This is a genomic window from Streptomyces sp. NPDC002088 (assembly GCF_040296605.1).
GTDB lineage: Bacteria > Actinomycetota > Actinomycetes > Streptomycetales > Streptomycetaceae > Streptomyces.
In genome coordinates, this window is the sequence record NZ_JBEOXO010000025.1 from 49003 (window position 1) to 73063 (window position 24061).

The window sequence follows — 24061 nt, forward strand, 5'->3', positions numbered from 1 at the left end:
GGTGCCGTCGGGCATACCCGGCCTCGACCACCTCACTCATCATGGTCGCGTAGGAATACGAGAACGGGCCCCCTCCGCGCGATGTTCGACGGCCGCGGTGGCGGAACGCACGGGCAGCGCACGTCCCGCCACCGCCCCGGCTGCTGCTGTGACGGCGAGGACGAGGAGCGGCGAACGGCTCCCACCGAGGCTCATGCACGCTGCCGCCACGGCCACGCCCAGCACCGGCCCGACGTTCATCGCGGTCTGCTTCAGGCCGCCCGCCACCCCGGCCGACTCGACGGGAGTCTGCTGTACGACGACATGGGTCCCCGCCATCATCACCGTCCCGAACCCGGCGCCCAGCAGCGCGAACCCGGCGCACAGCACGGGCGTGGCGGAGGCCCGCCACAGCACCAGGATCCCCAGCGCGAGGACGACGGCCGCTGCCACGGTCGTACGACGGGCGCCGCAGCGGCGCAGCAGTACGGCACAGCCGGGCGCGGCGGCCACCATCAGCGCGGCCAGCGGCAGGCTGACCAGGGCGCTGTGGAACGGGTCGAGACCGAGGTCGTTCTGGAGGAAGTAGGCGCAGGTGAACAGCGTGCCGTGCAGTGCCGCCGACGCGGCCACCAGGATCCCGAGCGCCGATCCGATGGCGGGTGCGCCGACGACATCGGCCGGCACCAGGGGGGCCGGGGTACGGCGCTCATGGCGGACGAACGCGGCGGCGGCGACGGCGGACGCGCCCAGGCCGAGCCCACGGGCCGGCGTCCAGCCGGACTGCGGCAGTGCGACCAGGGCGTGGACCAGGCAGGCGAGCGAGACCGCGAGCAGCAGGGCGCCGGGCAGGTCGAGCCGGACCGGTGCGGTCTGTGGATGCTCCGGTGGCCGAGGGGCGGGTGTGGTCTGTGGACGCTTGGGTTGCCCACGGACGGGTGTGGTCTGCGGATGTTCCGGTCGCCCACGGACGGCGAGCGCGAGCGCGCCGAACACCAGCGCGGGTCCGACGTTCACGAAGAACACCGCCCGCCAGCCCAGGGAGGTCACCAGCGCCCCGCCCGCGATCGGTCCGGCCGCGGCCGCCAGTCCGATCGCGGCCGTCCGCACGGCGATGGGCAGCCGCAGCCGGTCGGGCGGGAACGCGGCGCGCAGCATGCCCAGCGTGGCCGGTTGCAGTAGCGCGCCGAACACCCCCTGGACGACGCGCAGTCCGATCACCCAGCCGACTCCGGGCGCCAGAGCGATGCCCGCCGACACGGCCCCGAACCCGAGCATCCCGATGCCGAAGGTGCGCCGGTGCCCGTACCGGTCGCCGAGCCGCCCGGCGAACACCAGCAGACCCGCGACCGCGATGAGATAACCGGTACTGGTCCACTGGACCTGCGCGAAGGACGCGTCCAGATCCCGTTGCAGGGTGGGCTGCGCGACGGTGAGGACGGTGCCGTCCAGGGCGACGACCGAGGCGCCCGCCACACTGCCGGCGAAGGCGAGACGACGGCCGGCGGACGTCATGGGGCGGCCCGGCGTCATACGGCGGCCTCCGGCCCGAGGTGCGCGTCGAGTGCAGCCCGCAGCAAGGGCGTGAAGTCCGCTGCTTCCGTGGCGAGTTGGAGACTGCCCCAGCCCCACAGCTGGGCGATCCCGTGCAGGTTCGCCCACAGCGCGCCCGCGACGGCCCGGGCGTCCGCGTCCGGGCGGACCCGGCCGACGAGCTCCACCAGGACACCGAAGAGCGGAAGACTGGTGTCACGTAGCCCCAAGTGTCCACTGTTCAAAAGATCGTGACGGAACATCAGCTCGTACATCCCGCGGTTGTCGAGGGCGAACTCCAGGTAGAGCCGCCCCAGTTCCCTCAGCTGCGCCCGCGGTCCGGTGCCTGAGCCTGCCTCGATCACCGCCGCCGCCCGGCCGGCCAGGTCGGCGAAGCCGCGGCGCGCGATGGCCGACAGCAGGTCCAGGTGGGTGGGGAAATAGCGGCGCGGCGCCCCGTGCGAGACGCCGGCCCGGCGGGCGATTTCCCGCAGGGTCAGCGCCTGGGCGCCCTCCCTGGCCACCAACTCCACGCCGACGTCGACCAGCCGGTTGCGCAGCCCCGCCTCGGGCTCTGTCGTAGGCATGGGCAGTGTGTACCAGGCAGGCGTAGACACTGTCTACTCGGGTGCGCGGTGCTGCGCGCGGTGCCGCCCGTCCGGGAATACGCCGCTCGGAGAGTCCGGTTGACCGAGGTATGACTCAGGACGCGACGCAGGACGCACTGCTCAAGTTGCTCTCCGAGAGCCACGGCGGGGTGCTGGTCACCCTCAAACGCGACGGCCGCCCCCAGTTGTCGAACGTCACCCACGTCTACTACCCCGACGAGCGCATCGTCCGGGTCTCGATCACCGACGACCGCGCCAAGACCCGCAATCTGCGCCGGGACCCGCGCGCCTCCTACCACGTGACCAGCGCCGACCGGTGGGCCTACACGGTCGCCGAGGGTGCGGCCGACCTGTCGCCCGTCGCGAAGGACCCCCACGACGACACGGTCGAGGAGCTCATCCGCCTCTACCGCGACGTCCAGGGCGAGCACCCCGACTGGGACGACTACCGGGCGGCCATGGTCCGCGACCTCCGGCTCGTACTGCGGCTTCGGGTGGAGCGGGCGTACGGGGTCCCCCGGCGTTAGTGCCGGGGAGCGCCGGGAGCCGGGCGCCCGTGGGCCGCAGGCCCACGCCCCGGCGCCCGATGCCCGGCGCCCGATGCCCGGCGCCCGATGCCCGGCGCCCGATGCCCGGCGCCCGATGCCCGGCGCCCGGCCCGGCGGTCGTCCCCCGCTGGTCATGCACCGACCCGTCGAATTGGGAAGCCGTGCGCGCGGGCGCTCGTCACCACGGCCAGCACGGGTACGAGCAGCACCAGCACCGTCCAGGGGAACGCCCGCGCGCCGAACGTGTCCAGCAGGACTCCGCCCGCCACGCCCCCGCCTGCCATCGCCGCGTTCCACAGGGTGACCAGCATGGCCTGCGCGGCGTCCGCGCGGGCCCCGCCCGCGTCGGCCACGGCGGTCTGGAGCAGCGTGGGCACACCGCCCCAGCCGAGCCCCCACAGTGCCGCCGCCGTGAACACGAGGGCCTGGCTGCCCGCGAAGAGGGCCAGCAGGCCCGCCCCCGCACCCACCAGTAACGTGCTCGCCAGGGTGAGCGCGCGCAGGGCACGGTCGATGCGGGCCCCTACGACCCACACGCCGGCCAGGGAGGCGGCGCCGAACACCAGGAGCACCAGGTCCGCCGAGCCGCCCATGCCGGACCGGTCCAGGAACGTGGCGATGTAGGCGTACAGGACGGTGTGCGCCAGGACGAGGGCCAGGGTCACGAAGAGGACGGGCACGACACCGGGAACGGACAGCGCGCGCACCATCGGGGACCGTTCGCCGCCCGGCTGCCCTGGCCGCTCCGGTACCGCGAGCCCGATCCAGCCGAGCAGCATCACGGCGACCACCGTCATCAGCGCGAACGCCGCCCGCCAGCCCAGCAGTCCGCCCAGGTACGTCCCCGCGGGCACCCCCAGCGACAACGCGACCGGAATCCCGGTCATGACCACCGCCACCGCCCGGCCCTGGAGGGGCACCGGCACCAGCCGCCGGGCGTACCCGGCCAGCAGCGCCCAGGCGAGCCCCGCGGCCACGCCCGCCACGAAGCGGGCCGTCATGGTCAGCGGGTAGCTGTACGAGGCCGTCGTCACCGTGTTGGCGACGGCGAACCCCGTCATCGCCGCCAGCAGCAGCCGCTTGCGTGGCCAGGTGGCGGTGGCCGTGGCCAGGGGGATCGCGGTGAGCGCCGTACCGGCCGCGTAGACGGTCACCGACTGTCCCGCCGCGGACTCGCCGACACCGAGACCGGCGCTCATCGCGGGGAGCAGCCCCGCGGGCAGGGTCTCGGTGAGGCTGGTGACGAACACGGCGGTGGCGAGCGCGAGCAGGGCGGGGAGAGGGAGTCGGGGGTTCTCGGCCGCCGTGACGGGCGACCGGCCAGGGAGGGGAGTTCGGCTTCGCATGCCCGTAGGTTCGATCCTGACACCGGTGTCAGGTTCAAGTCATGGCCCGGGCCGGCCGGTCGGGTGCATGGGACCGTCGGGGCCGGTCCGTCGGGTGCACGGGACCGCCGGGGGCCGGTATGCCGGGGGTGCGGAGCCCAGCGGCATCGGCATGCCGAGCGCGGCGGAGTAGTGGGCCACCGAGCCGTGGTCGCCGAGTACGACCTGCGCGAGGGCGGGGCCGCGGTGTCCGGCGCCCCGCCCTCGCGCGCGATCGTCAGACCGTCACCGTCTCCGGCTGTGACGCCTCCACGTGGGAGCGCTCGCCGAGGAGTTCCGTCGGCACCCGGTGGGTCTCGCGAGCCGTGAGGGCGGCGATCACCGGCGGGACGCACAGGGCGGCGGTGAACAGGCCCACCGAGGACCAGTCGTCGCCGTCCGGGCCGGCGATCTGCGCGGCGAAGGTGACCGCGAACCCGGCCACGGCGAAGCCGATCTGCGTGCCGATGGCCATACCGGACAGGCGGACCCGGGTGGAGAACATCTCGCCGTAGAAGGAGGGCCACACGCCGTTCGCGGCGCTGTAGGCGACACCGAAGGCGACGATGCCCAGCAGCAGGGTCAGCGGGTAGGAGCCGGTGGAGATCGCCCACAGGTACGCGAACATCAGCACGGCGCTGCCGGCCGCGCCGATCAGGTACACCGGGCGGCGGCCGATGCGGTCCGAGAGCGTGGCCCACAGGGGGATGGCCGCCAGCGCGACCAGGTTGGCCAGCGCGCCCACCCACAACATGGAGGAGCGGCTCATCCCGACCGCGTCACTCGTCGCGTACGCCAGCGCCCACACCGTGAAGATCGTGCTGACCGAGGCGACGAGCGCGCCCGCGATCACTCGCAGCACATCCGCCCAGTGCTCGCGCATCAGCACCGCCAGCGGCAGCTTCGCGACGCCCTCGCCGGCGGCCTGCTGGGCGAAGGCGGGGGTCTCCTGGAGCTTGCGGCGGATGACGTAGCCGACGACGGCGACCGCGACGCTCAGCCAGAACGGCAGCCGCCAGCCCCAGGACAGCAGCTGGTCCTCGGGGAGCGCGGCGACGGGGATGAAGACCAGGGTGGCGATCAGCTGGCCGCCCTGGGTGCCGCTGAGGGTGAAGCTGGTGAAGAAGCCGCGTCGGCCCGGCGGCGCGTGCTCCAGCGTCATCGAGCTGGCGCTGGCCTGCTCGCCCGCCGCGGAGATGCCCTGCAGGACCCGGCACAGCACCAGCAGGACCGGCGCGAGTCCGCCGACCTGGGCGCGGGTGGGCAGACAGCCGATGAGGAACGTCGACAGGCCCATCAGGATCAGCGTGAAGACCATGATCTTCTTGCGGCCGAGCCGGTCGCCGAAGTGGCCGAGGAAGAGCGCGCCGACCGGCCGGGCGGCGTAGGCGACACCGAACGTGGCCAGCGACAGCAGGGTCGCGGTCGCCGGGTCGGACTCGTCGAAGAAGATCTTCGGGAAGATCAGCGCGGCCGCGCTGCCGTAGATGAAGAAGTCGTAGTACTCCAGGGCGCTGCCGATCCAGGCGGCGGCGGCAGCCTTCTTCGGCTGGCCGGGCGGTGCGGCGCAGTCGCTGGGCGTGGCGGGGACGGACACGGCTTGCTCCTTCGGGGGGACTCCAACGTAGGCGGAGTGAGCGGAAGGGGAGAAGTGCCGGATCCCTGGGGTGACGGGTCGGCCGGCGCCGGGTGCTACCCGACTTATTAACCCACTGGATAGTTAGTAGTGGCTGGCTACGGATGTTGCGCCCACGTTTCCCGGGTGTCAAGAGGTCATGCCGAAGGATCTCCCGAAGATCTTCCGAAGGACCTGTCTGTGCGGTTCGGGCCGGCCGCCCTCAGTCCGCCGCGCGCTCCGCCGTCAGGTAGGCGATCACCATGTCGCCGAGCATGGCGCGGTAGTGCTCGCGCCGGGCCGGATCCACCAGGTCGCGGCCGAACAGGGCGCCGAAGGTGTGCCGGTTGGAGACCCGGAAGAAGCAGAAGGAGCTGATCATCGCGTGCAGGTCGACGGCGTCGACGTCGGCCGTGAACAGGCCGGACTCCTGGCCCGAGGCCAGGATGCGGCGGATCACGTCCAGTGCGGGTGAGCCGATCTTCCCCAGCCGCTCGGAGGCCGCGATGTGTTTGGCCCCATGGATGTTCTCGATGCTCACCAGGCGGATGAAGTCGGGGTGCTGCTCATGGTGGTCGAAGGTGACCTCCGCCAGTCGCCGGATGGCCGCCACCGGGTCCAGGTGCTCGACGTCCAGTTCCTGCTCGGCCTCGCGGATCACGCTGTACGCCCGCTCCAGGACGGCCGTGAACAGCTGTTCCTTGCCGCCGAAGTAGTAGTAGATCATCCGCTTCGTGGTGCGGGTGCGGGCGGCGATCTCGTCGACGCGGGCCCCGTCGTAGCCGGCCCGGGCGAACTCCTGCGTGGCGACGTCGAGGATCTCGGCCTGGGTCCGGGCGGCGTCACGGATGCGCCCGTTGGGTCGTGCCGGTTCGTCGACGCTGGTCATCGGGTTCCTTCGGGCGTAGGGCCAGTGCCGGTGATTCTAGAAGCAGGGCCGGACGCCGCGGCCTGGGTCTTCCCGGGAAGCCGTCGGGCTGATATAGCTAACGTACTAGTTCGTACATTAGCGTCAGCTTCTCGCATCTGTTTTTCGTCACCATGAGCCGCTCAGGAGGTCCGCCGTGACCAAGGACTCGTATCTCGTCGGACTGATCGGTTCCGGCATCGGCCCCTCGCTCAGCCCGGCCCTGCACGAGCGGGAGGCCGACCGCCAGGGCCTGCGCTACCTGTACCGGCTGATCGACATCGACACCCTCGGCGTACCGCCGGAGGCGGTGGGCGACATGGTGCGGGCCGCGCGCGACCTGGGCTTCGACGGGCTCAACATCACGCACCCGTGCAAGCAGCTCGTCATCCCCCACCTCGACGCGCTCGCCCCGCAGGCCGAGGCTCTCGGCGCGGTCAACACCGTCGTCTTCGAGGACGGCCGCGCGGTCGGGCACAACACCGACGTCACCGGCTTCGCCGCCTCCTTCGCGCGCGGGCTGCCCGACGCCCCACTGGAGCGGGTCGTGCAGCTGGGCGCCGGCGGCGCGGGCGCGGCCGTCGCGCACGCCACGCTCACCCTCGGCGCCGGGCGGGTCACCGTCGTCGACGCCATGCCCGAACGGTCGGCCGCGCTCGCCGACTCCCTCAACCGCCACTTCGGCGACGGCCGGGCCGCCTCCGCCACCCCGGACCGGCTGCCTGACCTGCTCGCGCACGCCGACGGCATCGGCGGCCTTGTCCACGCGACTCCCACCGGCATGGCCGCCCACCCCGGCCTGCCCTTCCCCGCCGAACTTCTGCACGCCGGTCTCTGGGTCGCCGAGGTCGTCTACCGGCCGCTGGAGACCGAACTGCTGCGCACCGGCCGCGCGCTCGGCTGCGCCACCCTCGACGGGGCCGGCATGGCCGCCTTCCAGGCCGTGGACGCGTTCCGCCTGTTCACCGGGCGGGAACCCGACAGCGCACGGATGCTCGCGGACATCGCGGAGTTGGCCGGTGCCGTGGGAACCCTGAAGTAGAGAGAGGTACCGCCGTGCGTACGTCCATCGCCACCGTCTCCCTCAGCGGATCCCTCACCGAAAAGCTCACGGCCGCCGCCCGGGCCGGCTTCGACGGCGTCGAGATCTTCGAGAACGACCTGCTCGCCAGCCCCCTCACCCCCGAGGAGATCCGCACCCGCTGTGCCGACCTCGGCCTCGGAATCGACCTCTACCAGCCGATGCGCGACATCGAGGCCGTGCCCGAGGACGAGTTCGCCCGCAACCTGCGCCGCGCCCGGCACAAGTTCGAGCTGATGAGCCGGCTCGGCACCGACACCGTCCTCGTCTGCTCCAGCGTCTCCCCCCTCGCCGCGGACGACGACGCGCTCGCCGCCGGGCAGCTGAGCCGACTCGCCGACCTCGCCCAGGATTTCGGCATCCGCGTCGCCTACGAGGCGCTCGCCTGGGGCCGGCACGTCAGCACCTACGACCACGCCTGGCGCATCGTCGAGACGGCCGGCCACCCGGCCCTCGGCACCTGTCTGGACAGCTTCCACATCCTCTCCCGGGGCTCCGACCCCAAGGACCTCGAAGGAATCGCGGACATCCCCGGCGAGAAGATCTTCTTCCTCCAGCTGGCCGACGCGCCCCTCCTCGCCATGGACGTCCTCCAATGGAGCCGCCACTACCGTTGCTTCCCCGGCCAGGGCGGCTTCGACGTCGCCGGGCTCGTCCGGCAGGTGCTGCGCACCGGCTACGACGGCCCGCTCTCCCTGGAGGTCTTCAACGACGTCTTCCGGCAGGCCGAGGCGGGGCCGACGGCGGTGGACGCCCAGCGCTCCCTGCGGGTCCTCGAGGAAACGGTCGGCCTGACCACCCCACCCGCCCCGGTCGTCCCCACCGGCGTCGCCTTCGCCGAACTGCTCACCCCCGACGCCGAACCCGTCGCGGCGCTCCTGGGCGCCCTCGGCTTCGCCCGCACCGCCCGCCACCGCAGCAAACCAGTAGACCTGTGGCAGCAGGGTGAGGCCCGTCTCCTGGTCAACACCGGACCGGCCGCACGCCGTGACGGCACCGGGCTCGCCGCGATCGGCCTGGAGTCACCCGACCCGGCCGGCGCCGCCCGCCGGGCCGAGGCCATGCTCGCACCCGTCCTGCCGCGCCGCCGCGCCCCGCGGGACGCCCCACTCGACGCGGTCGCGGCCCCCGACGGCACGGAACTCTTCTTCTGCGCGACGGACCACCCCGAACTCCCCAGCTGGCGCGCCGACTTCGAGAACACCGACCACCGCCCGGCCGCCACCGACGTCACCCGCATCGACCACCTCGCCCTCACCCAGCCCTGGCACCACTTCGACGAGGCCGCCCTGTTCCACCGCAGCGTCCTCGGCCTGCACGCACAGGAGAGCGTCGACGTCGCCGACCCCTACGGTCTCTTCCGCAGCCGCGCCGTCACCAACGCCGACGGCAGTGTCCGTATCGCCCTCGCCGTCGGCCCGGCCCCCGCGGAGGACGAGGTCCGCGCCCAGCACATCGCGCTGGCCACCGCGGACGTGGTCGCCGCGGCCCGCCGCTTCCGCGCGGCCGGCGGCCGCCTGCTCCCGGTCCCCGCCAACTACTACGACGACCTGGCCGCCCGCCACGACCTCCCCGCCGACGAGCTGGCCACCTACCGCGACCTCGGCATCCTCTACGACCGCGACGCCCACGGCGTCTTCCGCCACTGCTACACCCACACCGTCGGCCGCGTCTTCTTCGAACTCGTCCAGCGCGACGGCGGCTACCGCGGTTACGGCGCCCAGAACGCCCCCGTGCGCCTGGCCGCGCAGCACACCGCGCGGTGACGGTGACGGTCACTCACTGACGGCTGACGGACCTGGTCACGCCCGCGACGACCGTCGTGGCCAGGATCCAGCCGGTGACGATGAGGACGTAGGACAGCGTCTGGTACCAGCCGTCCGGCGCGAAGGCTCCCTCCTGTCCGAAGGAGATCACCGGCAGCAGCAGGTCCAGGGTGTAGAACACCGGGTCGAAGTGGGGTGCCTCGGCCGCCTTGAGCGGGCGCGGGTGGTGCAGGGCGTACGTGACCGAACCGACGGCGAGCAGCGACAGCAGCCAGACGGCGGCACGCAACGGGCGGAACCCGTAGCCGACGGCCGCGTCCTGGAGGTGGCCCCACAGGCGGCCGTACCAGGGGAGCGTGGCGCGGTGGCGGCGCTGCTTGGCGAGCTGGACGAGACGGGCGGCCTGGTCGTCGCCGATGCGGCGGTAGGAGGCCGCCAGTTGCTCGTAGGCGTGGGGGACGTAGCCGTCGCCGTCCCGTTCCAGCATGGGCAGGCGGCGCTCGGCGGGCTCGTGCGGGGTGAGCGCCGTGTAGGTCAGGCTGTTGAGGCGGACCTGGCCCGGCACCATCTCCGGCTCCAGGTAAAGGACTTCGATCTGGGAGCGACGCAGGTTGACGGCTCCCTCCACCGGAGTCCCTTTCCGGAGCCACAGTTCCGCGATGGTGCAGCTGGTGGCGTGCAGAGCGGTGCCGTGGGGGTTCGACAGGTGGGAGCGCGACAGGACGAGACGCCCTGCGACCCGGGCGCCCTGCAACTCCAGCAGACCCCGTGTACGTGCCTTGCGCAGCACCAGATCGGCTCCCACATCGAGGGCCTCCGCGCTGAGGGCAGTGCCGCCAGGGCGATACAACTCGGCTTCATGAAGGTTCACCGCCCCGGTGATGCCGGCGCCGGTCAGTCGTACTTCGCCGTGCACGCGCAGCTCCGGCGCCCACAGGTCGTCGCCTGTCGTGACCTGGTTGAGCTGGAGCGCCGGCTCCGCAGCGTCCGGCGCCGTGACCTGAGCCCGGTCCATGAACAGCGCCCCGGAGATCCGCGCCCCGCCGAGCCGTACGGGGCCCCGGAGCCGACAGTCCGTCATCCGCAGGACGCCGTCCACCCGCAACGTCGCGGCGACCAGTCCGGGCAGGACGGAGCCGCTCAGGTTGAGCTGCCGGATCCGGCAGCCGTACAGCTGGGGGACGTCGTCGAAGAAGCAGTGGCTCAGGCGCACGGCGTGGTCGGTCGTCGCGTACCGAAGGTCCAGTACACCGGTGATGCGCGCACCCGCCAGCTTCAGTGCGGCTATCTCGCCCGGTTCCTGGGGGCCGTTGAGCAGAAGTGCCCGCAACACGGCGGCCCGTACGGTCCGTTCGGGACCCCAGCCGTCACCCTGCGCCGCATCCCCCTCGGCTCCCTCGCGGAAGTCGACCCCCGCGCCCGTGGCGAACGCCCGCCACACCCGCTCCTCGGCCGCCGTCAGATCGTTGATCTCCATCAGCGGGGACTCTGGCGCGACCCACGCCGACTGTCAACCAAGTACGGCCATGGCCCGGTCCGTTCACCGAACGGACCGGGCCATGGCGCACGGCGCTACGGCCGGGTGTTCCACTCCGCGATCACCGGTCGGCCGTGCTCCGTCGACAGCCGGCTGACCGTCCCCGTCGCCAGCTGGAACAGCCGGCCGTCCGCCGGGGTCAGTCCCAGCCGCCGGGCCGTCAGGACCCGCAGGAAATGGGCGTGGGCGACGAGGATCACGTCGCCGTCGCCGCTCGCGAGTGCCGCGTCGACCCGGGACAGCAGACGGTCGGCGCGCCGGCCCACCTCCGCGGGCGACTCGCCCGGGTGGCCTTCGGGGCCGGGCGGGACCCCGTCGGTCCACAGGTACCAGTCGGGGCGGGTGCGGTGTATCTCGACGGTGGTGACGCCCTCGTAGGCGCCGTAGTCCCACTCGTGCAGGTCGGGGTCGGGTACGGCCCCCATCACACCGGCGAGTTCGGCGGTGCGCAGCGCGCGGTGCAGCGGGCTGGTGAGTGCGAGTGCGTAGGTCCGGGCGGAGAGGAGGGGAGCGAGGGACTTGGCCTGTTCCTCACCGTGCTCGGTGAGGGGCAGGTCGGTGTAGCTGGTGTGCTGACCCGACACGCTCCACTCCGTCTCGCCGTGGCGGACCAGCAGGAGATCCCCCACGGCCGGGCCTACTCCGCCGACTCGACGGCGTGACCGCCGAACTGGTTGCGCAGGGCGGCGATCATCTTCATCTGCGGGGAGTCGTCCTGACGGGACGCGAACCGCGCGAAGAGGGAGGCGGTGATCGCCGGGAGCGGTACGGCGTTGTCGATGGCCGCCTCGACGGTCCAGCGGCCCTCGCCGGAGTCCTCCGCGTAGCCGCGCAGCTTCTGAAGGTGCTCGTCCTCGTCGAGGGCGTTCACGGCCAGGTCCAGCAGCCAGGAACGGATGACCGTGCCCTCCTGCCAGGAGCGGAACACCTCGCGGACGTCCGTCACCGAGTCCACGGCCTCCAGGAGCTCCCAGCCCTCGGCGTAGGCCTGCATCATGGCGTACTCGATGCCGTTGTGGACCATCTTGGAGAAGTGGCCGGCGCCCACCTTGCCCGCGTGGACGTAGCCGTACGGGCCCTCCGGCTTGAGCGCCTCGAAGATCGGCTGGAGACGGTCGACGTGCTTCTTGTCGCCGCCGACCATCAGGGCGTAGCCGTTCTCCAGGCCCCACACGCCGCCGGAGACGCCCGCGTCGACGAAGCCGATGCCCTTGGCGCCGAGCTCCGTGGCGTGCTTCTCGTCGTCCGTCCAGCGGGAGTTGCCGCCGTCGACGACCGTGTCGCCGGCCTCCAGCAGACCGCCGAGCTCGTCGACGACGGACTGGGTGGCGGCGCCGGCCGGGACCATCACCCAGACGGTGCGCGGCGCTTCGAGCCGGTCGACCAGTTCGGCCAGGCTGCTCACGTCGGAGACTTCGGGGTTGCGGTCGTAGCCGATGACGGTGTGGCCCGCGCGGCGGATCCGCTCGCGCATGTTGCCGCCCATCTTGCCGAGACCGATCAGACCGAGCTGCATGTCAGTTCACTTCCTAAGCGTGCGGTAGGCCGCGACGAGGGCCGTGGTGGAGGGGTCCAGACCGGGCACGTCCGCGCCCTCGGTCAGGGCGGGTTCGACGCGCTTGGCGAGGACCTTGCCGAGCTCGACGCCCCACTGGTCGAAGGAGTCGATGTTCCACACCGCGCCCTGGACGAACACCTTGTGCTCGTAGAGCGCGATCAGCTGGCCGAGGACCGACGGGGTCAGCTCGCGCGCCAGGACGGTCGTGGTGGGCTTGTTGCCCTTGAAGGTGCGGTGCGGCACCTGCTCCTCGGACACGCCCTCCGCGCGGACCTCCTCGGCGGTCTTGCCGAAGGCGAGCGCCTGGGTCTGGGCGAAGAAATTGGCCATCAACAGGTCGTGCTGGGCCTTGAGTTCGCCGCTCAGCTCGTCCACGGGCCGCGCGAAGCCGATGAAGTCGGCCGGGATCAGCTTGGTGCCCTGGTGCAGCAACTGGTAGTAGGCGTGCTGCCCGTTGGTGCCGGGCGTGCCCCACACCACCGGGCCGGTCTGCCAGTCCACCGGGTTGCCGTCGCGGTCCACCGACTTGCCGTTGGACTCCATGTCCAGCTGTTGCAGGTAGGCGGTGAACTTCGAGAGGTAGTGCGAGTACGGGAGCACCGCGTGCGACTGGGCGTCGAAGAAGTCGCCGTACCAGATGCCCAGCAGGCCCAGCAGCAAGGGGGCGTTGGCCTCGGCGGGCGCGGTGCGGAAGTGCTCGTCGACCGTGTGGAATCCGTCGAGCATCTCGCGGAACCGGTCCGGGCCGATGGCGATCATCAGCGACAGGCCGATCGCGGAGTCGAAGGAGTAGCGGCCGCCGACCCAGTCCCAGAACTCGAACATGTTGTCCGGGTCGATACCGAACTCGGTGACCTTCCCGGCGTTCGTCGACAGCGCCACGAAGTGCTTCGCGACCGCCTTCTCCTCGCCGCCCAGCCCCTGCAGCAGCCAGGACCGGGCCGAGGTGGCGTTGGTGATGGTCTCGATCGTGGTGAACGTCTTGGACGCGACGATGAACAGCGTCTCGGCCGGGTCCAGGTCCCGTACCGCCTCGTGCAGGTCGGCGCCGTCCACGTTGGACACGAAACGGACGGTCAGATCGCGGTCGGTGTAGGCGCGCAGCGCCTCGTACGCCATCGCCGGGCCGAGGTCGGAGCCGCCGATGCCGATGTTGACGACGGTGCGGATCCGCCGGCCGGTGTGGCCGGTCCACTCGCCCGAGCGGACGCGGTCCGCGAAGTCGCTCATCTTGTCGAGGACCGCGTGGACCTGCGGGACCACGTTGGTGCCGTCGACCTCGACCACCGCGTCCCGAGGCGCCCGCAGCGCGGTGTGCAGCACGGCCCGCCGCTCGGTGACGTTGATCTTCTCGCCGCGGAACATGGCGTCCCGCAGCCCGAACACGTCGGTGGCGGCGGCCAGCTCCTGGAGCAGGGCGAGGGTCTCGTCGGTGACGAGGTGCTTGGAGTAGTCGATCCGCAGATCGCCCACGCGCACCACGTAGCGCTCCGCGCGCCCGGGATCCGTGGCGAACAGCTCACGCAGGTGCGTCTGCGGCTGCCACTCGGCGCGGTGGTCGGCGAGCGCCGTCCACTCCGGGCGCCGGGTGAGCCGGGGAGAGTCAGACATGGGAGGGGGTCTCCTTGGTGCCCTCGCCCCGCAGGGCGACGGCGTACATCTCGTCGGCGTCGAGGCGGCGCAGCTCCTCGGCGATGAGCTCGGAGGTGGAGCGGACCTTCAACGCGAGGGTGCGCGGCGGCTGGCCCGGCAGGGTCAGCGTGGCCAGCGGGCCCTCGGGGCGGTCGATGACGATCTCGCCGGCCGCGGTGCCGAGCCGCACGGCCGTGACGACCGGCCCGGCGGTGACCACGCGGTCGACCGTGACCTTCAGCCGGGCCTCCAGCCAGCGGGCGAGCAGCTCGGCGCTGGGGTTGTCGGCCTCGCTCTCCACGGCCGCCGAGGTGATCTTCGCCCGGGCCTGGTCCAGGGCCGCGGCCAGCATCGAGCGCCACGGGGTGAGCCGGGTCCAGGCGAGGTCGGTGTCGCCGGGCGCGTAGGACTTCACGCGCGTCTCCAGTGCCTGGATCGGGTGCTCGACGGCGTACAGGTCGGTGATCCGGCGCTGGGCCAGCGCGCCCAGCGGATCCTTCGAGGGGTTCTCCGGCGCGTCCACCGGCCACCACACGACGACCGGCGCGTCCGGCAGCAGCAGCGGCAGCACCACCGAGCCGGCGTGGTCGGACACCTCGCCGTAGGTGCGCAGCACGACCGTCTCGCCGGTGCCGGCGTCGGCGCCCACCCGGACCTCGGCGTCGAGGCGGGAGTTGGTGCGGTCGCGCGGGGTGCGGGCGTGCCGCTTGATGACGACCAGGGTGCGCGAGGGGTGCTCGTGCGAGGCCTCCTCGGCCGCCCTGATCGAGTCGTAGGCGTTCTCCTCGTCCGTGACGATGACCATCGTCAGAACCATGCCCACGGCGGGCGTGCCGATGGCGCGGCGGCCCTGCACCAGCGCCTTGTTGATCTTGCTTGCCGTGGTGTCGGTGAGGTCGATCTTCATGGCCTGCGCCAGCTCCGTCCGTCTCGTGCGAGCATCTCGTCGGCTTCCTCGGGTCCCCAGCTGCCCGACCGGTACTGGGCCGGCCTGCCGTGCTCCGTCCAGTACTCCTCGATCGGGTCGAGGATCTTCCAGGACTCTTCCACTTCCTGGTGACGGGGGAACAGGTTGGCGTCGCCGAGCAGCACGTCCAGGATGAGACGCTCGTACGCCTCCGGGCTGGACTGCGTGAACGACTCGCCGTAGGCGAAGTCCATCGTCACGTCCCGGATCTCCATCGACGTGCCCGGCACCTTGGAGCCGAACCGGACCGTCATGCCCTCGTCGGGCTGGACGCGGATGACGATCGCGTTCTGGCCGAGTTCCTCGGTGGCGGCGGAGTCGAAGGGGGAGTGCGGGGCGCGCTTGAAGACGACCGCGATCTCGGTGACCCGGCGGCCCAGGCGCTTGCCGGCGCGCAGGTAGAAGGGGATGCCCGCCCAGCGGCGGTTGTCGATCTCCAGCTTGATCGCGGCGTACGTGTCGGTCTTCGACTTGGGGTCGATGCCGTCTTCCTGGAGGTAGCCGATGACCTTCTCGCCGCCCTGCCAGCCCTCCGCGTACTGCCCCCGGACGGTGTGACTGCCCAGGTCCTCGGGCAGCCGTACCGACTTCAGCACCTTGAGCTTCTCGGTGAGCAGCGCCTCGGCGTCGAAGGCGATGGGCTCCTCCATGGCGGTGAGGGCCATCAGCTGGAGCAGGTGGTTCTGGATGACGTCACGGGCGGCGCCGATGCCGTCGTAGTAGCCGGCGCGGCCGCCGATGCCGATGTCCTCGGCCATGGTGATCTGCACGTGGTCGACGTAGGACCGGTTCCAGATCGGCTCGTACATCTGGTTGGCGAAGCGCAGCGCCAGGATGTTCTGGACGGTCTCCTTGCCCAGGTAGTGGTCGATGCGGAACACCTGGTCCGGCTCGAACACGTCGTGCACGACCCGGTTGAGCTCGCGGGCGCTGGCCAGGTCGTGGCCGAACGGCTTCTCGATGACCGCGCGCCGCCAGGAGCCTTCCGGCGCGTTCGCGAGGCCGTGCTTCTTCAGCTGCTGGACGACCTTCGGGAAGAACTTCGGCGGTACGGAGAGGTAGAAGGCGAAGTTGCCGCCGGTGCCCCGGGAGGCGTTCAGCTCCTCGACGGCCTCGCGCAGCTGCTTGAACGCGGTGTCGTCGTCGAAGTCACCGGGGATGAACCGCATGCCCTCGGCGAGCTGCTGCCAGACCTCTTCGCGGAACTCCGTCCGGGCGTGGTCGCGGACCGCGTCGTGCACGACCTGCGCGAAGTCCTGGTCCTCCCAGTCGCGGCGGGCGAAGCCGACGAGCGAGAAGCCCGGCGGCAGCAGACCGCGGTTGGCCAGGTCGTAGACGGCCGGCATCAGCTTCTTGCGGGAGAGGTCGCCGGTCACACCGAAGATGACGAGCCCGGACGGGCCGGCGATCCGCGGGAGGCGGCGGTCGCGCGGGTCACGCAGCGGGTTCACCCACTCCGACGCCGGGACGACCGGGATCCGCGCCTGGGCCGGTGCCGACTCCTTGGCCGGCGCCGTCTCCTGGTCAGGAGTGCTGGTCATTACGCGTCAACTCCCTTGCTGTTCAGTGACTTCGTCACGGCGTCCAGCAGGTCCTGCCAGGCCACCTCGAACTTGGCGACGCCCTCGTCCTCGAGCTGCTTGACGACCTCGTCGTAGGAGATCCCGAGCCGCTCGACGGCGGCGAGGTCGGCGCGGGCCTGTACATAGCCGCCGGTCACCGAGTCGCCGTGGATGTCACCGTGGTCGGCGGTGGCGTCCAGGGTGGCCTCCGGCATGGTGTTGACGGTGCCGGGGGCGACCAGCTCGTCGACGTACAGGGTGTCCTTGTACGAGGGGTCCTTCACGCCCGTCGAGGCCCACAGCGGGCGCTGCTTGTTGGCCTTGGCGCCCCCGAGGGCGGTCCAGCGGCCGCCGCTGAAGACATCCTCGTACGCCTCGTAGGCGAGCCGCGCGTTGGCCAGCGCGGCCTTCCCCTTCAGCGCCAGGGCCTCGTCCGTGCCGATGACCGTCAGCCGCTTGTCGATCTCGCTGTCGACGCGGGAGACGAAGAAGGAGGCCACGGAGTGGATCGCGGACAGGTCCAGGCCGGCCGCCTGGGCCTTCTCCAGGCCGGCGAGGTAGGCGTCCATGACCTCGCGGTAGCGCTCCAGGGAGAAGATCAGCGTGACGTTGACGCTGATGCCGAGGCCGATGACCTCGGTGATGGCCGGGAGGCCCGCCTTCGTCGCCGGGATCTTGATCATGACGTTGGGACGGTCGACCAGCCAGGCGAGCTGCTTGGCCTCGGCGATGGTGGCCTGCGTGTCGTGGGCGAGGCGGGGGTCGACCTCGATGGAGACACGGCCGTCGCGGCCGGCGGTCGCGGTGTATACAGAATGCAGGATATCGGCGGCTGCACGCACATCGGCGGTCGTCATCATGCGTACGGCCTCGTCGACGGTGACGCCCCGCACGGCCAGGTCGGCGAGCTGCTCCTCGTAGCCCTCGCCGGAGCCGATCGCGGCCTGGAAGATCGACGGGTTGGTGGTGACACCCACCACGTGCTTGTTCTCGACGAGTCCGGCGAGGTTGCCGGATGTGATCCGCCTGCGCGAGAGGTCGTCCAGCCAGATCGAGACGCCTTCTTCGCTGAGGCGCCCCAGGGCTCCCGCGGTCGCGGTTGCTTCGGTCACTGTGATCATCTTCTTTCTGGCGATCGGATCAACCGCGGGCGGCGGCCAGGGATTCCCGGGCGGCTGCGGCGACGTTCTCGGGGGTGAAGCCGTATGCGGCGAAGAGGGTCTTCGCGTCGGCGGAGGCGCCGAAGTGTTCGAGGGAGACGATGCGTCCTGCGTCACCTGTGAACCGGTACCACGTCAGACCGATCCCCGCCTCGATCGCGACGCGCGCCCGCACGGACGGCGGAAGGACGCGCTCGCGGTAGGCGAGCGGCTGCTCCTCGAACCACTCCACGGACGGCATCGACACCACCCGGGTACCGATCCCCTCGGCCTCCAGCAACTCGCGTGCGGCGACGGCCAGCTGGACCTCGGAGCCGGTGGCGAGGAGGACGACGTCGGGGGTCTGCGTCGACGCGTCACGCAGGACGTAGCCGCCCTTGGCCGCGTCCGGGTTCGGCGCGTACGTCGGTACGCCCTGACGGGTGAGCGCGAGCCCGTGCGGGGCCGGGGCGGTGCTGTGCCGGCGCAGGATCTCGGCCCAGGTGACGGCCGTCTCGTTGGCGTCGGCCGGGCGGACCACGTTCAGGCCCGGGATGGCGCGCAGCGAGGCCAGGTGCTCGACCGGCTGGTGCGTCGGGCCGTCCTCGCCCAGGCCGATGGAGTCGTGCGTCCACACGTACGTCACCGGCAGCTGCATCAGCGCGGACATGCGGACGGCGTTGCGCATGTAGTCGGAGAACACCAGGAAGGTGCCGCCGTAGACGCGCGTGTTGCCGTGCAGGGCGATGCCGTTCATCTCCGCGGCCATCGAGAACTCGCGGATTCCGAAGTGGATCGTACGGCCGTACGGGTCCGCCTCCGGCAGCGGATTGCCCGCGGGGAGGAAGGACGACGTCTTGTCGATGGTGGTGTTGTTCGAACCGGCCAGGTCGGCCGAGCCGCCCCACAGCTCGGGGAGCACCGCGCCGAGGGACTGGAGCACCTTGCCGGAGGCTGCGCGGGTGGCGACCGCCTTGCCCTCCTCGAAGACCGGCAGGGCGTCCTGCCAGCCCTCGGGCAGCTGACCGGCGACGACGCGGTCGAACAGCTGCGCGCGCTCCGGTTCGGTGCCGCGCCACTCCTCGATCCGCTTGTGCCAGGCGGCGTGCGCCTCGGCGCCCCGGTCGAGGGCCGTACGGGTGTGGGCGAGGACGTCCGCGTCGACCTGGAAGGACTGCTCGGGGTCGAAGCCGAGGACGCGCTTGGTGGCGGCGACCTCCTCCGCGCCGAGGGCGGAGCCGTGCGAGGCCTCGGTGTTCCGCGCGTTCGGAGCCGGCCAGGCGATGATCGTACGCATCGCGACGATCGACGGGCGCCGGGTCTCGGCCCGCGCCGCCGTCAGCGCCGTGTGCAACGCGTGGACGTCGATGTCCCCGTCGGCGGTGGGCTCGATCCGCTGTACGTGCCAGCCGTAGGCCTCGTACCGCTTCAGCACGTCCTCGGAGAACGCGGTGGCGGTGTCGCCCTCGATGGAGATGTGGTTGTCGTCGTAGACGAAGACCAGGTTGCCGAGCCTCTGGTGGCCGGCGAGGGAGGAGGCCTCCGCGGAGACGCCCTCCTGGAGGTCGCCGTCGGAGACGATCGCCCAGATGGTGTGGTCGAAGGGGGACTCGCCCTCGGGGGCGTCCGGGTCGAACAGGCCGCGCTCGTAGCGGGCCGCCATCGCCATGCCGACGGCGTTGGCGACCCCCTGGCCCAGCGGGCCGGTGGTGGTCTCGACGCCGGCCGTGTGTCCGTACTCGGGGTGACCCGGCGTCTTCGAGCCGTGCGTGCGGAACGCCTTCAGGTCGTCCAGCTCCAGCTCGTACCCGGAGAGGAAGAGCTGCGTGTAGAGGGTCAGCGAGGTGTGACCGGGGGAAAGTACGAAGCGGTCACGGCCGGTCCACTCGGGGTCCGCCGGATCGTGACGCATCACCTTCTGAAAGATCGTGTATGCGGCCGGGGCCAGGCTCATCGCGGTGCCGGGATGGCCGTTGCCGACCTGCTGTACGGCATCCGCCGCCAGAAGGCGGGCGGTGTCGACGGCACGTCGGTCGAGTTCGGTCCACTCGAAGCTGTCGGGCGTCTGCCTGCTCATCTTCAAGAAATCCTCGATGGGAGCGGTAACTATCGTCTGATGCGTTCAACCTTAAAAGTCTGACTTTTACGAGGGAAGGTGATCGTGTGCCAGCCTGTGGTGAAAGTGGGACACCGGTAGCACGACCAGGGCGGCACGAGAAGGACATGGCGGACACAAGCACCCAAGGTGCAACCACCCAGGGCAAGACCAGGGGCGCGGACAGCGGCGGCGGCGATGACGGGATCAGAACCTTCCCCTTCCCGGTCGATCTGAGCGTCGGCGGTGTCGGCATGCAGGCCGGCCCGATGGGCACCGGCCGCACCTGGCACGCCGACGCGCCCCTCGAACGCGTCCACCGCATCGACTTCCACGTCGTGATGCTCTTCGACGAAGGCCCCGTACGCCACATGATCGACTTCGCTGAGTACGAGGCCGCGGCCGGTGACGTGCTGTGGATCCGTCCGGGCCAGGTCCACCGCTTCTCCAGGACGAGCGAGTACCGCGGAACCGTCCTGACCATGCAGCCCGGCTTCCTGCCCCGCGCCACCGTCGAGGCCACCGGCCTCTACCGCTACGACCTGCCGCCCCTGCTCCGCCCCGACGCGGCGCAGCTCGCCGGGCTGCGGGCCGCCCTGGCCCAGCTGGAGCGCGAGTACGAGGACAGCGCGACCCTGCCGCTGAGCCTGCACACGGCGGTGCTGAGGCACACCCTGACCGCGTTCCTGCTGCGGCTGGCCCATCTCGCCGCGAGCTCCGCCGAGGCCGCGCGTCGCCAGGCCGACACCACCTTCACCCTCTTCCGGGACGCGGTCGAGCGGGACTTCGCCACCAACCACAGCGTCAGCGCCTACGCCGACGCCCTCGGCTACTCCCGCCGCACCCTCGTCCGCGCGGTCCGCGCCGCCACCGGCGAGACGCCCAAGGGCTTCATCGACAAACGCGTCGCCCTGGAGGCCAAGCGCCTCCTCGCCCACACGGACCTGCCGATCGGCCGGGTCGGCGCGGCCGTCGGCTTCCCGGACGCGGCGAACTTCTCCAAGTTCTTCCACCAGCACACGGACCTGACGCCGGCGGCGTTCCGGGCGGAGCTGCGCTAGCCGGGGTGCTTACGACAGCCTCTACGACAGCTCCCGCGATCGCTCCTGCGACGCGACCTGCTCGCCCAGCCAGGGCATCCGGCGCACCAGCGTGTCGCGCATCCTGCCGAGGGCCGCGATCCGCTCCTCCAGGTCGGCGACCCGCTGGGCGCCGACGGCGTAGTTGGCGGCGCACGACGCCGAGTACGCGAACACCTCGGGCAGATCGGCGTCGAGGAAGCGGACGAAGGACTTGACGTTCTCCACCGTGAACCCGGAGGCCAGCAGGTCGCGGATGTTGTGGACCCGGGCCACCGCGCCCGGCCCGTACACCCGGTAGCCCGCCGAGGTCCGCTCGGAGTCCAGCAGTCCCTGCTCCTCGTAGTAGCGCAGGGCGCGGGTGGTGGTCCCGGTCCGCGCGGCCAGGTCACCGATCAACATCGAAAGCCACCTCCGTCGTCACATGTACGACACGGTCAACTCCCCAGCCGTACCACGGTCTTCCCGGTGTACGCGCCGCCCACCAGGTCCCGCAGGGCCCGGGGCGCGTTCGCCAGCCCGTCGACGACCGTCTCGTCGTGGACGATCGATCCGTCGCGCAGCCAGCCGCGGAACTGCTCCCCGAACTCGGCCGCCCGGTCCAGGTGGTCCCGGAGAGTGAAGCCGCGGATGGTCAGCCGCTTGCCGACGACACTCAGCAGATCGCCGGGACCCGCGTCGGGGCGGGCGGCGCGCTGCCGGTTGAGCGCCCCGCACACCGCGATGCGGCCGTGCACGTTCATGACCTCGATCGCGGCCCGCAGCTGCTCGCCGCCCACGTTGTCGAAGTACACGTCGATGCCGTCGGGCGCGGCCTCGCGCAGCCGGTCCACGACGGGACCGTCGTGGTAGTCGAAGGCCGCGTCGAAACCGAGCTTCCCGGTCAGGTGGGCCACCTTCTCGGGCGATCCGGCGCTGCCGATCACCTGGGCCGCCCCCTTCAGCCGGGCGATCTGACCGGCCATGCCGCCCGTGGCACCGGCCGCGCTGGAGACGAACACGGTGTCGCCCGGACGCAGTTCGGCCGCCTCCAGGAGACCGACGTAGGCGACCAGGCCGAAGGAGAGGTGCAGGGACGGGCTCGGGTAGGCGGCCCGGTCGACCCGGCGGAACGCCCCGGCCCCCGCCACCGCGTACTCCCGCCAGCCCAGCCGGTGCACCACCAGGTCCCCCTCGGCCAGGGAGGTGTCGGCCGAGGCGATCACCTCGCCGACCGCGTCCCCGTACATCGGCTCGCCGACTTCGTAGCGCGGCATCGGAAGGCCGGGCTCGTCCGCGATCAGCAGGAGCATGCCGGGGTCGAGGGACATGAACAGGTTGCGGACGAGTACCTGCCCGGGTGCCGGATCGGGGACCGGGACCTCGGCGATCTCGAAGGCGTCGGGGGCCGGGAACCCGTCCGGCCGGGCGGCGAGACGAGCCTCCAGGCCGGTGCGGGACGTGCTCGTGCTCTTCGGAGTGGTGTTCGGGGAGGTGGTCATGTCGGCGACGCTAGAGGTTGACGCATACGTGAAGGTCAAGCCGCCCGGCGCCGCCGACGGTCGGTCACGGCACCCGTGTCAGTGGCCGAAGTCGAACCAGTTGACGTTCACGAAGTCCGCGGACTGGCCGCTGGTGAAGGTCAGGTAGACGTCGTGGGTGCCGGTCACGGAGCTGATGTTCGCCGGGACCGTCCGCCAGGACTGCCAGCCCCCGGTGTTGGCCAGCGAGAAGCTGCCTATGGGGGTGCTGGTACGGCTGTCCAGGCGCACCTCGACCAGACCGCTGACGCCCGATCCGGCACCGCTCGCGACCCGGGCGTAGAACTGCGTGGCCGCCGTGGAGCCGAAGGCGACGCTCTTGTACAGCGCCCAGTCGCCGTTTGCGAGCGAACCGATGTCCTGGCCGCCGCCGGTGTCGGTGGTGGTCTCGGTGCTGGTGCCGGACTGGCTGTCGTAGGACTCGGCCTGGATGGCGCTGTAGGCGTCGCGGTTGCCGGACGGCGGGGATGTGGTACCGCTCCCACTTCCCGTCGACTGGAGCACCTGCACGTAGTCCACGACCATCGGGTGGCCGGACTCGGTGGCGCTGTCCAGGCCGCCGCCGAGCGCGTCCGGGAAGGCGCCGCCCATCGCCACGTTCAGGATGAGGAAGTAACCGTGGTTGGTGGCGTTGGTCCAGGTCGTCGCGTCGACCTGGTTGGCGGTGACGGTGTGGTAGTTGACGCCGTCGACGTAGAAGCGGATGGCTTCCGGGCTCACCGAGCGGTCCCACTCCATGGTGTAGGTGTGGAAGCCGGACTGGCAGGTCGTGCCGGGACATGCGACGGAGTTGCCGATGCCGGTGGTCTCGTTGCACGGGCCGCCCGGGTTGGTGCCGCAGTGCATCGTGGCCCAGACCTTGTTCAGGCCCTGGACGTTCTCCATGATGTCCAGCTCACCGACGCCCGGCCAGTTCTGGTAGTTGCCCCGGTAGGGCGCGCCCAGCGCCCAGAACGCCGGCCAGTAGCCCTCGGCGGCGGTGCCGGTGACGTTGGGCATCTGCAGACGGGCCTCGACGCGCAGCTTGCCGCCGGCCGGGGGCTGGAAGTCGGTCCGCGTGGTCTCGATGCGGCCCGAGGTCCAGTTGCCGGCGGAGTCGCGCAGCGGGGTGATGCGCAGGTTGCCGCTGCCGTCCAACGAGACGTTGTTCGTGCTCGACGTCATCGTCTCGACCTCGCCGGTGCCCCAGTTTGCGGGGCCGCCGGGATACGAAGTTCCGGTGTCGTACTGCCAGTCGGAGGTGTTGACGCCGGAGCCGGCGGTGCCGTTGAAGTCGTCGAGGAAGACCTGCGTCCAACCGGACGCAGGGGTGGGGGCGGAGGCGTCGGCGGACTGGGTGGCGGCCGTGGCGACCGCGGCCGCCAGGCCGAGCGTGCTGAGTACGGCGATGAGCGCGCGTCGCCGTCTGGGTATGCCGGAGGTTGCACTCATGGGGTGCCTCTCGGGTACGGAGTGATGGGCTGCGGGGATGCCCTTGAGAGCGCTCTCAAAGTGGGCCCAATGTGCTCTCCGTCACCGGGGTCGTCAAGAGTTAAAGCAGGGAAAGTCCTTTCGGGGCAGGGACGTTCACG

Annotated in this window: 20 protein-coding genes; 4 read left to right on the forward strand and 16 right to left on the reverse strand. The window is 71.4% G+C overall.

All coding sequences use genetic code 11. From position 1 onward, the window contains the following. Positions 1–39: 39 nt before the first annotated feature. Positions 40–1494 (reverse strand): MFS transporter, encoded by a 1455-nt coding sequence (locus ABT114_RS38485; protein ID WP_351148335.1) that lies wholly within the window; start codon positions 1492–1494, stop codon positions 40–42. 14 nt (positions 1495–1508) lie between these two features. Then, complete coding sequence (locus tag ABT114_RS38490) at positions 1509–2099, reverse strand: TetR/AcrR family transcriptional regulator (RefSeq protein WP_351148338.1); 591 nt, start codon at positions 2097–2099, stop codon at positions 1509–1511. Positions 2100–2209: 110 nt separating this feature from the next. On the opposite strand from ABT114_RS38490, the gene ABT114_RS38495 reads away from it, so the two are divergent. After that, entirely contained in the window at positions 2210–2647 is a 438-nt protein-coding gene (locus ABT114_RS38495; RefSeq protein ID WP_351148341.1) for a PPOX class F420-dependent oxidoreductase, read from the forward strand. 152 nt (positions 2648–2799) lie between these two features. On the opposite strand, the gene ABT114_RS38500 is transcribed toward ABT114_RS38495, so the two are convergent. From ABT114_RS38500 to ABT114_RS38510, 3 genes are all read right to left on the reverse strand, one after another. Beyond that, positions 2800–4014 carry an MFS transporter gene (locus tag ABT114_RS38500; protein ID WP_351148344.1) on the reverse strand — a complete coding sequence of 405 codons (1215 nt, stop codon included), beginning with the start codon at positions 4012–4014 and terminating at the stop codon, positions 2800–2802. Between the two features lie 256 nt (positions 4015–4270). Next, positions 4271–5629, reverse strand: a complete 1359-nt coding sequence (locus tag ABT114_RS38505; protein ID WP_351148347.1) for an MFS transporter — start codon at positions 5627–5629, stop codon at positions 4271–4273. A 241-nt stretch (positions 5630–5870) separates the two neighbouring features. After that, positions 5871–6536, reverse strand: a complete 666-nt coding sequence (locus ABT114_RS38510) for a TetR/AcrR family transcriptional regulator (protein WP_351148350.1) — start codon at positions 6534–6536, stop codon at positions 5871–5873. Between the two features lie 175 nt (positions 6537–6711). Here ABT114_RS38510 and ABT114_RS38515 point away from each other — a divergent pair, with 175 nt between their 5' ends. Continuing rightward, a complete protein-coding gene (locus tag ABT114_RS38515) occupies positions 6712–7596 on the forward strand; it encodes a shikimate dehydrogenase (RefSeq protein WP_351148353.1) in 885 nt (294 codons plus the stop codon). A gap of 14 nt (positions 7597–7610) precedes the next feature. After that, the gene (locus tag ABT114_RS38520) at positions 7611–9401 is read left to right on the forward strand and encodes a bifunctional sugar phosphate isomerase/epimerase/4-hydroxyphenylpyruvate dioxygenase family protein (RefSeq protein WP_351148356.1); all 1791 of its coding nucleotides are present in this window, start codon (positions 7611–7613) and stop codon (positions 9399–9401) included. Positions 9402–9414: 13 nt separating this feature from the next. Here the strand turns inward: ABT114_RS38520 and ABT114_RS38525 are convergent, their stop codons facing one another. From ABT114_RS38525 to tkt, 8 genes are all read right to left on the reverse strand, one after another. Beyond that, positions 9415–10878: a membrane-associated oxidoreductase gene (locus ABT114_RS38525; RefSeq protein ID WP_351148359.1), complete on the reverse strand. Its 1464-nt coding sequence runs from the start codon at positions 10876–10878 to the stop codon at positions 9415–9417. Between the two features lie 95 nt (positions 10879–10973). Beyond that, a complete protein-coding gene (locus ABT114_RS38530; RefSeq protein WP_351148361.1) occupies positions 10974–11567 on the reverse strand; it encodes a histidine phosphatase family protein in 594 nt (197 codons plus the stop codon). Positions 11568–11575: 8 nt separating this feature from the next. Then, positions 11576–12454 (reverse strand): phosphogluconate dehydrogenase (NAD(+)-dependent, decarboxylating), encoded by an 879-nt coding sequence (gene gnd, locus ABT114_RS38535; protein ID WP_351148364.1) that lies wholly within the window; start codon positions 12452–12454, stop codon positions 11576–11578. A gap of 6 nt (positions 12455–12460) precedes the next feature. Continuing rightward, the gene (gene pgi, locus ABT114_RS38540) at positions 12461–14107 is read right to left on the reverse strand and encodes a glucose-6-phosphate isomerase (RefSeq protein ID WP_351148366.1); all 1647 of its coding nucleotides are present in this window, start codon (positions 14105–14107) and stop codon (positions 12461–12463) included. Continuing rightward, positions 14100–15035: a glucose-6-phosphate dehydrogenase assembly protein OpcA gene (gene opcA / locus ABT114_RS38545; RefSeq protein WP_351148369.1), complete on the reverse strand. Its 936-nt coding sequence runs from the start codon at positions 15033–15035 to the stop codon at positions 14100–14102. Before opcA ends, pgi begins: the two co-directional genes overlap by 8 nt. Beyond that, entirely contained in the window at positions 15032–16636 is a 1605-nt protein-coding gene (gene zwf / locus ABT114_RS38550) for a glucose-6-phosphate dehydrogenase (RefSeq protein ID WP_351148372.1), read from the reverse strand. The genes opcA and zwf overlap by 4 nt, the downstream gene beginning before the upstream one ends. Beyond that, the gene (tal, locus tag ABT114_RS38555) at positions 16636–17778 is read right to left on the reverse strand and encodes a transaldolase (protein WP_351148374.1); all 1143 of its coding nucleotides are present in this window, start codon (positions 17776–17778) and stop codon (positions 16636–16638) included. The genes zwf and tal overlap by 1 nt, the downstream gene beginning before the upstream one ends. Before the next feature lie 19 nt (positions 17779–17797). Beyond that, the gene (gene tkt / locus ABT114_RS38560) at positions 17798–19873 is read right to left on the reverse strand and encodes a transketolase (RefSeq protein ID WP_351148377.1); all 2076 of its coding nucleotides are present in this window, start codon (positions 19871–19873) and stop codon (positions 17798–17800) included. A 146-nt stretch (positions 19874–20019) separates the two neighbouring features. Between tkt and ABT114_RS38565 the strand changes: the two genes are divergently transcribed. Continuing rightward, positions 20020–20952, forward strand: a complete 933-nt coding sequence (locus ABT114_RS38565; protein ID WP_351148380.1) for a helix-turn-helix domain-containing protein — start codon at positions 20020–20022, stop codon at positions 20950–20952. A gap of 21 nt (positions 20953–20973) precedes the next feature. On the opposite strand, the gene ABT114_RS38570 is transcribed toward ABT114_RS38565, so the two are convergent. From ABT114_RS38570 to ABT114_RS38580, 3 genes are all read right to left on the reverse strand, one after another. Next, on the reverse strand, positions 20974–21372 hold the full coding sequence (locus ABT114_RS38570; RefSeq protein WP_351148383.1) for a MerR family transcriptional regulator: 399 nt from the start codon (positions 21370–21372) through the stop codon (positions 20974–20976). A 35-nt stretch (positions 21373–21407) separates the two neighbouring features. Beyond that, entirely contained in the window at positions 21408–22451 is a 1044-nt protein-coding gene (locus tag ABT114_RS38575) for an NADP-dependent oxidoreductase (RefSeq protein ID WP_351148386.1), read from the reverse strand. A 78-nt stretch (positions 22452–22529) separates the two neighbouring features. Continuing rightward, positions 22530–23921 carry a glycoside hydrolase family 16 protein gene (locus ABT114_RS38580; RefSeq protein WP_351148388.1) on the reverse strand — a complete coding sequence of 464 codons (1392 nt, stop codon included), beginning with the start codon at positions 23919–23921 and terminating at the stop codon, positions 22530–22532. Positions 23922–24061 lie beyond the last annotated feature (140 nt).

What these genes read in the sequence shown, in the direction of transcription:
- ABT114_RS38485 (WP_351148335.1), bottom strand. Translation starts at nt 1,494, where the DNA reads ATGACGTCCGCCGGCCGTCGTCTCGCCTTCGCCGGCAGTGTGGCGGGC.
- ABT114_RS38490 (WP_351148338.1), bottom strand. Translation starts at nt 2,099, where the DNA reads ATGCCTACGACAGAGCCCGAGGCGGGGCTGCGCAACCGGCTGGTCGAC.
- ABT114_RS38495 (WP_351148341.1), top strand. Translation starts at nt 2,210, where the DNA reads ATGACTCAGGACGCGACGCAGGACGCACTGCTCAAGTTGCTCTCCGAG.
- ABT114_RS38500 (WP_351148344.1), bottom strand. Translation starts at nt 4,014, where the DNA reads ATGCGAAGCCGAACTCCCCTCCCTGGCCGGTCGCCCGTCACGGCGGCC.
- ABT114_RS38510 (WP_351148350.1), bottom strand. Translation starts at nt 6,536, where the DNA reads ATGACCAGCGTCGACGAACCGGCACGACCCAACGGGCGCATCCGTGAC.
- ABT114_RS38525 (WP_351148359.1), bottom strand. Translation starts at nt 10,878, where the DNA reads ATGGAGATCAACGATCTGACGGCGGCCGAGGAGCGGGTGTGGCGGGCG.
- gnd (WP_351148364.1), bottom strand. Translation starts at nt 12,454, where the DNA reads ATGCAGCTCGGTCTGATCGGTCTCGGCAAGATGGGCGGCAACATGCGC.
- pgi (WP_351148366.1), bottom strand. Translation starts at nt 14,107, where the DNA reads ATGTCTGACTCTCCCCGGCTCACCCGGCGCCCGGAGTGGACGGCGCTC.
- opcA (WP_351148369.1), bottom strand. Translation starts at nt 15,035, where the DNA reads ATGAAGATCGACCTCACCGACACCACGGCAAGCAAGATCAACAAGGCG.
- zwf (WP_351148372.1), bottom strand. Translation starts at nt 16,636, where the DNA reads ATGACCAGCACTCCTGACCAGGAGACGGCGCCGGCCAAGGAGTCGGCA.
- tal (WP_351148374.1), bottom strand. Translation starts at nt 17,778, where the DNA reads ATGATCACAGTGACCGAAGCAACCGCGACCGCGGGAGCCCTGGGGCGC.
- tkt (WP_351148377.1), bottom strand. Translation starts at nt 19,873, where the DNA reads ATGAGCAGGCAGACGCCCGACAGCTTCGAGTGGACCGAACTCGACCGA.
- ABT114_RS38565 (WP_351148380.1), top strand. Translation starts at nt 20,020, where the DNA reads ATGGCGGACACAAGCACCCAAGGTGCAACCACCCAGGGCAAGACCAGG.
- ABT114_RS38570 (WP_351148383.1), bottom strand. Translation starts at nt 21,372, where the DNA reads ATGTTGATCGGTGACCTGGCCGCGCGGACCGGGACCACCACCCGCGCC.
- ABT114_RS38575 (WP_351148386.1), bottom strand. Translation starts at nt 22,451, where the DNA reads ATGACCACCTCCCCGAACACCACTCCGAAGAGCACGAGCACGTCCCGC.
- ABT114_RS38580 (WP_351148388.1), bottom strand. Translation starts at nt 23,921, where the DNA reads ATGAGTGCAACCTCCGGCATACCCAGACGGCGACGCGCGCTCATCGCC.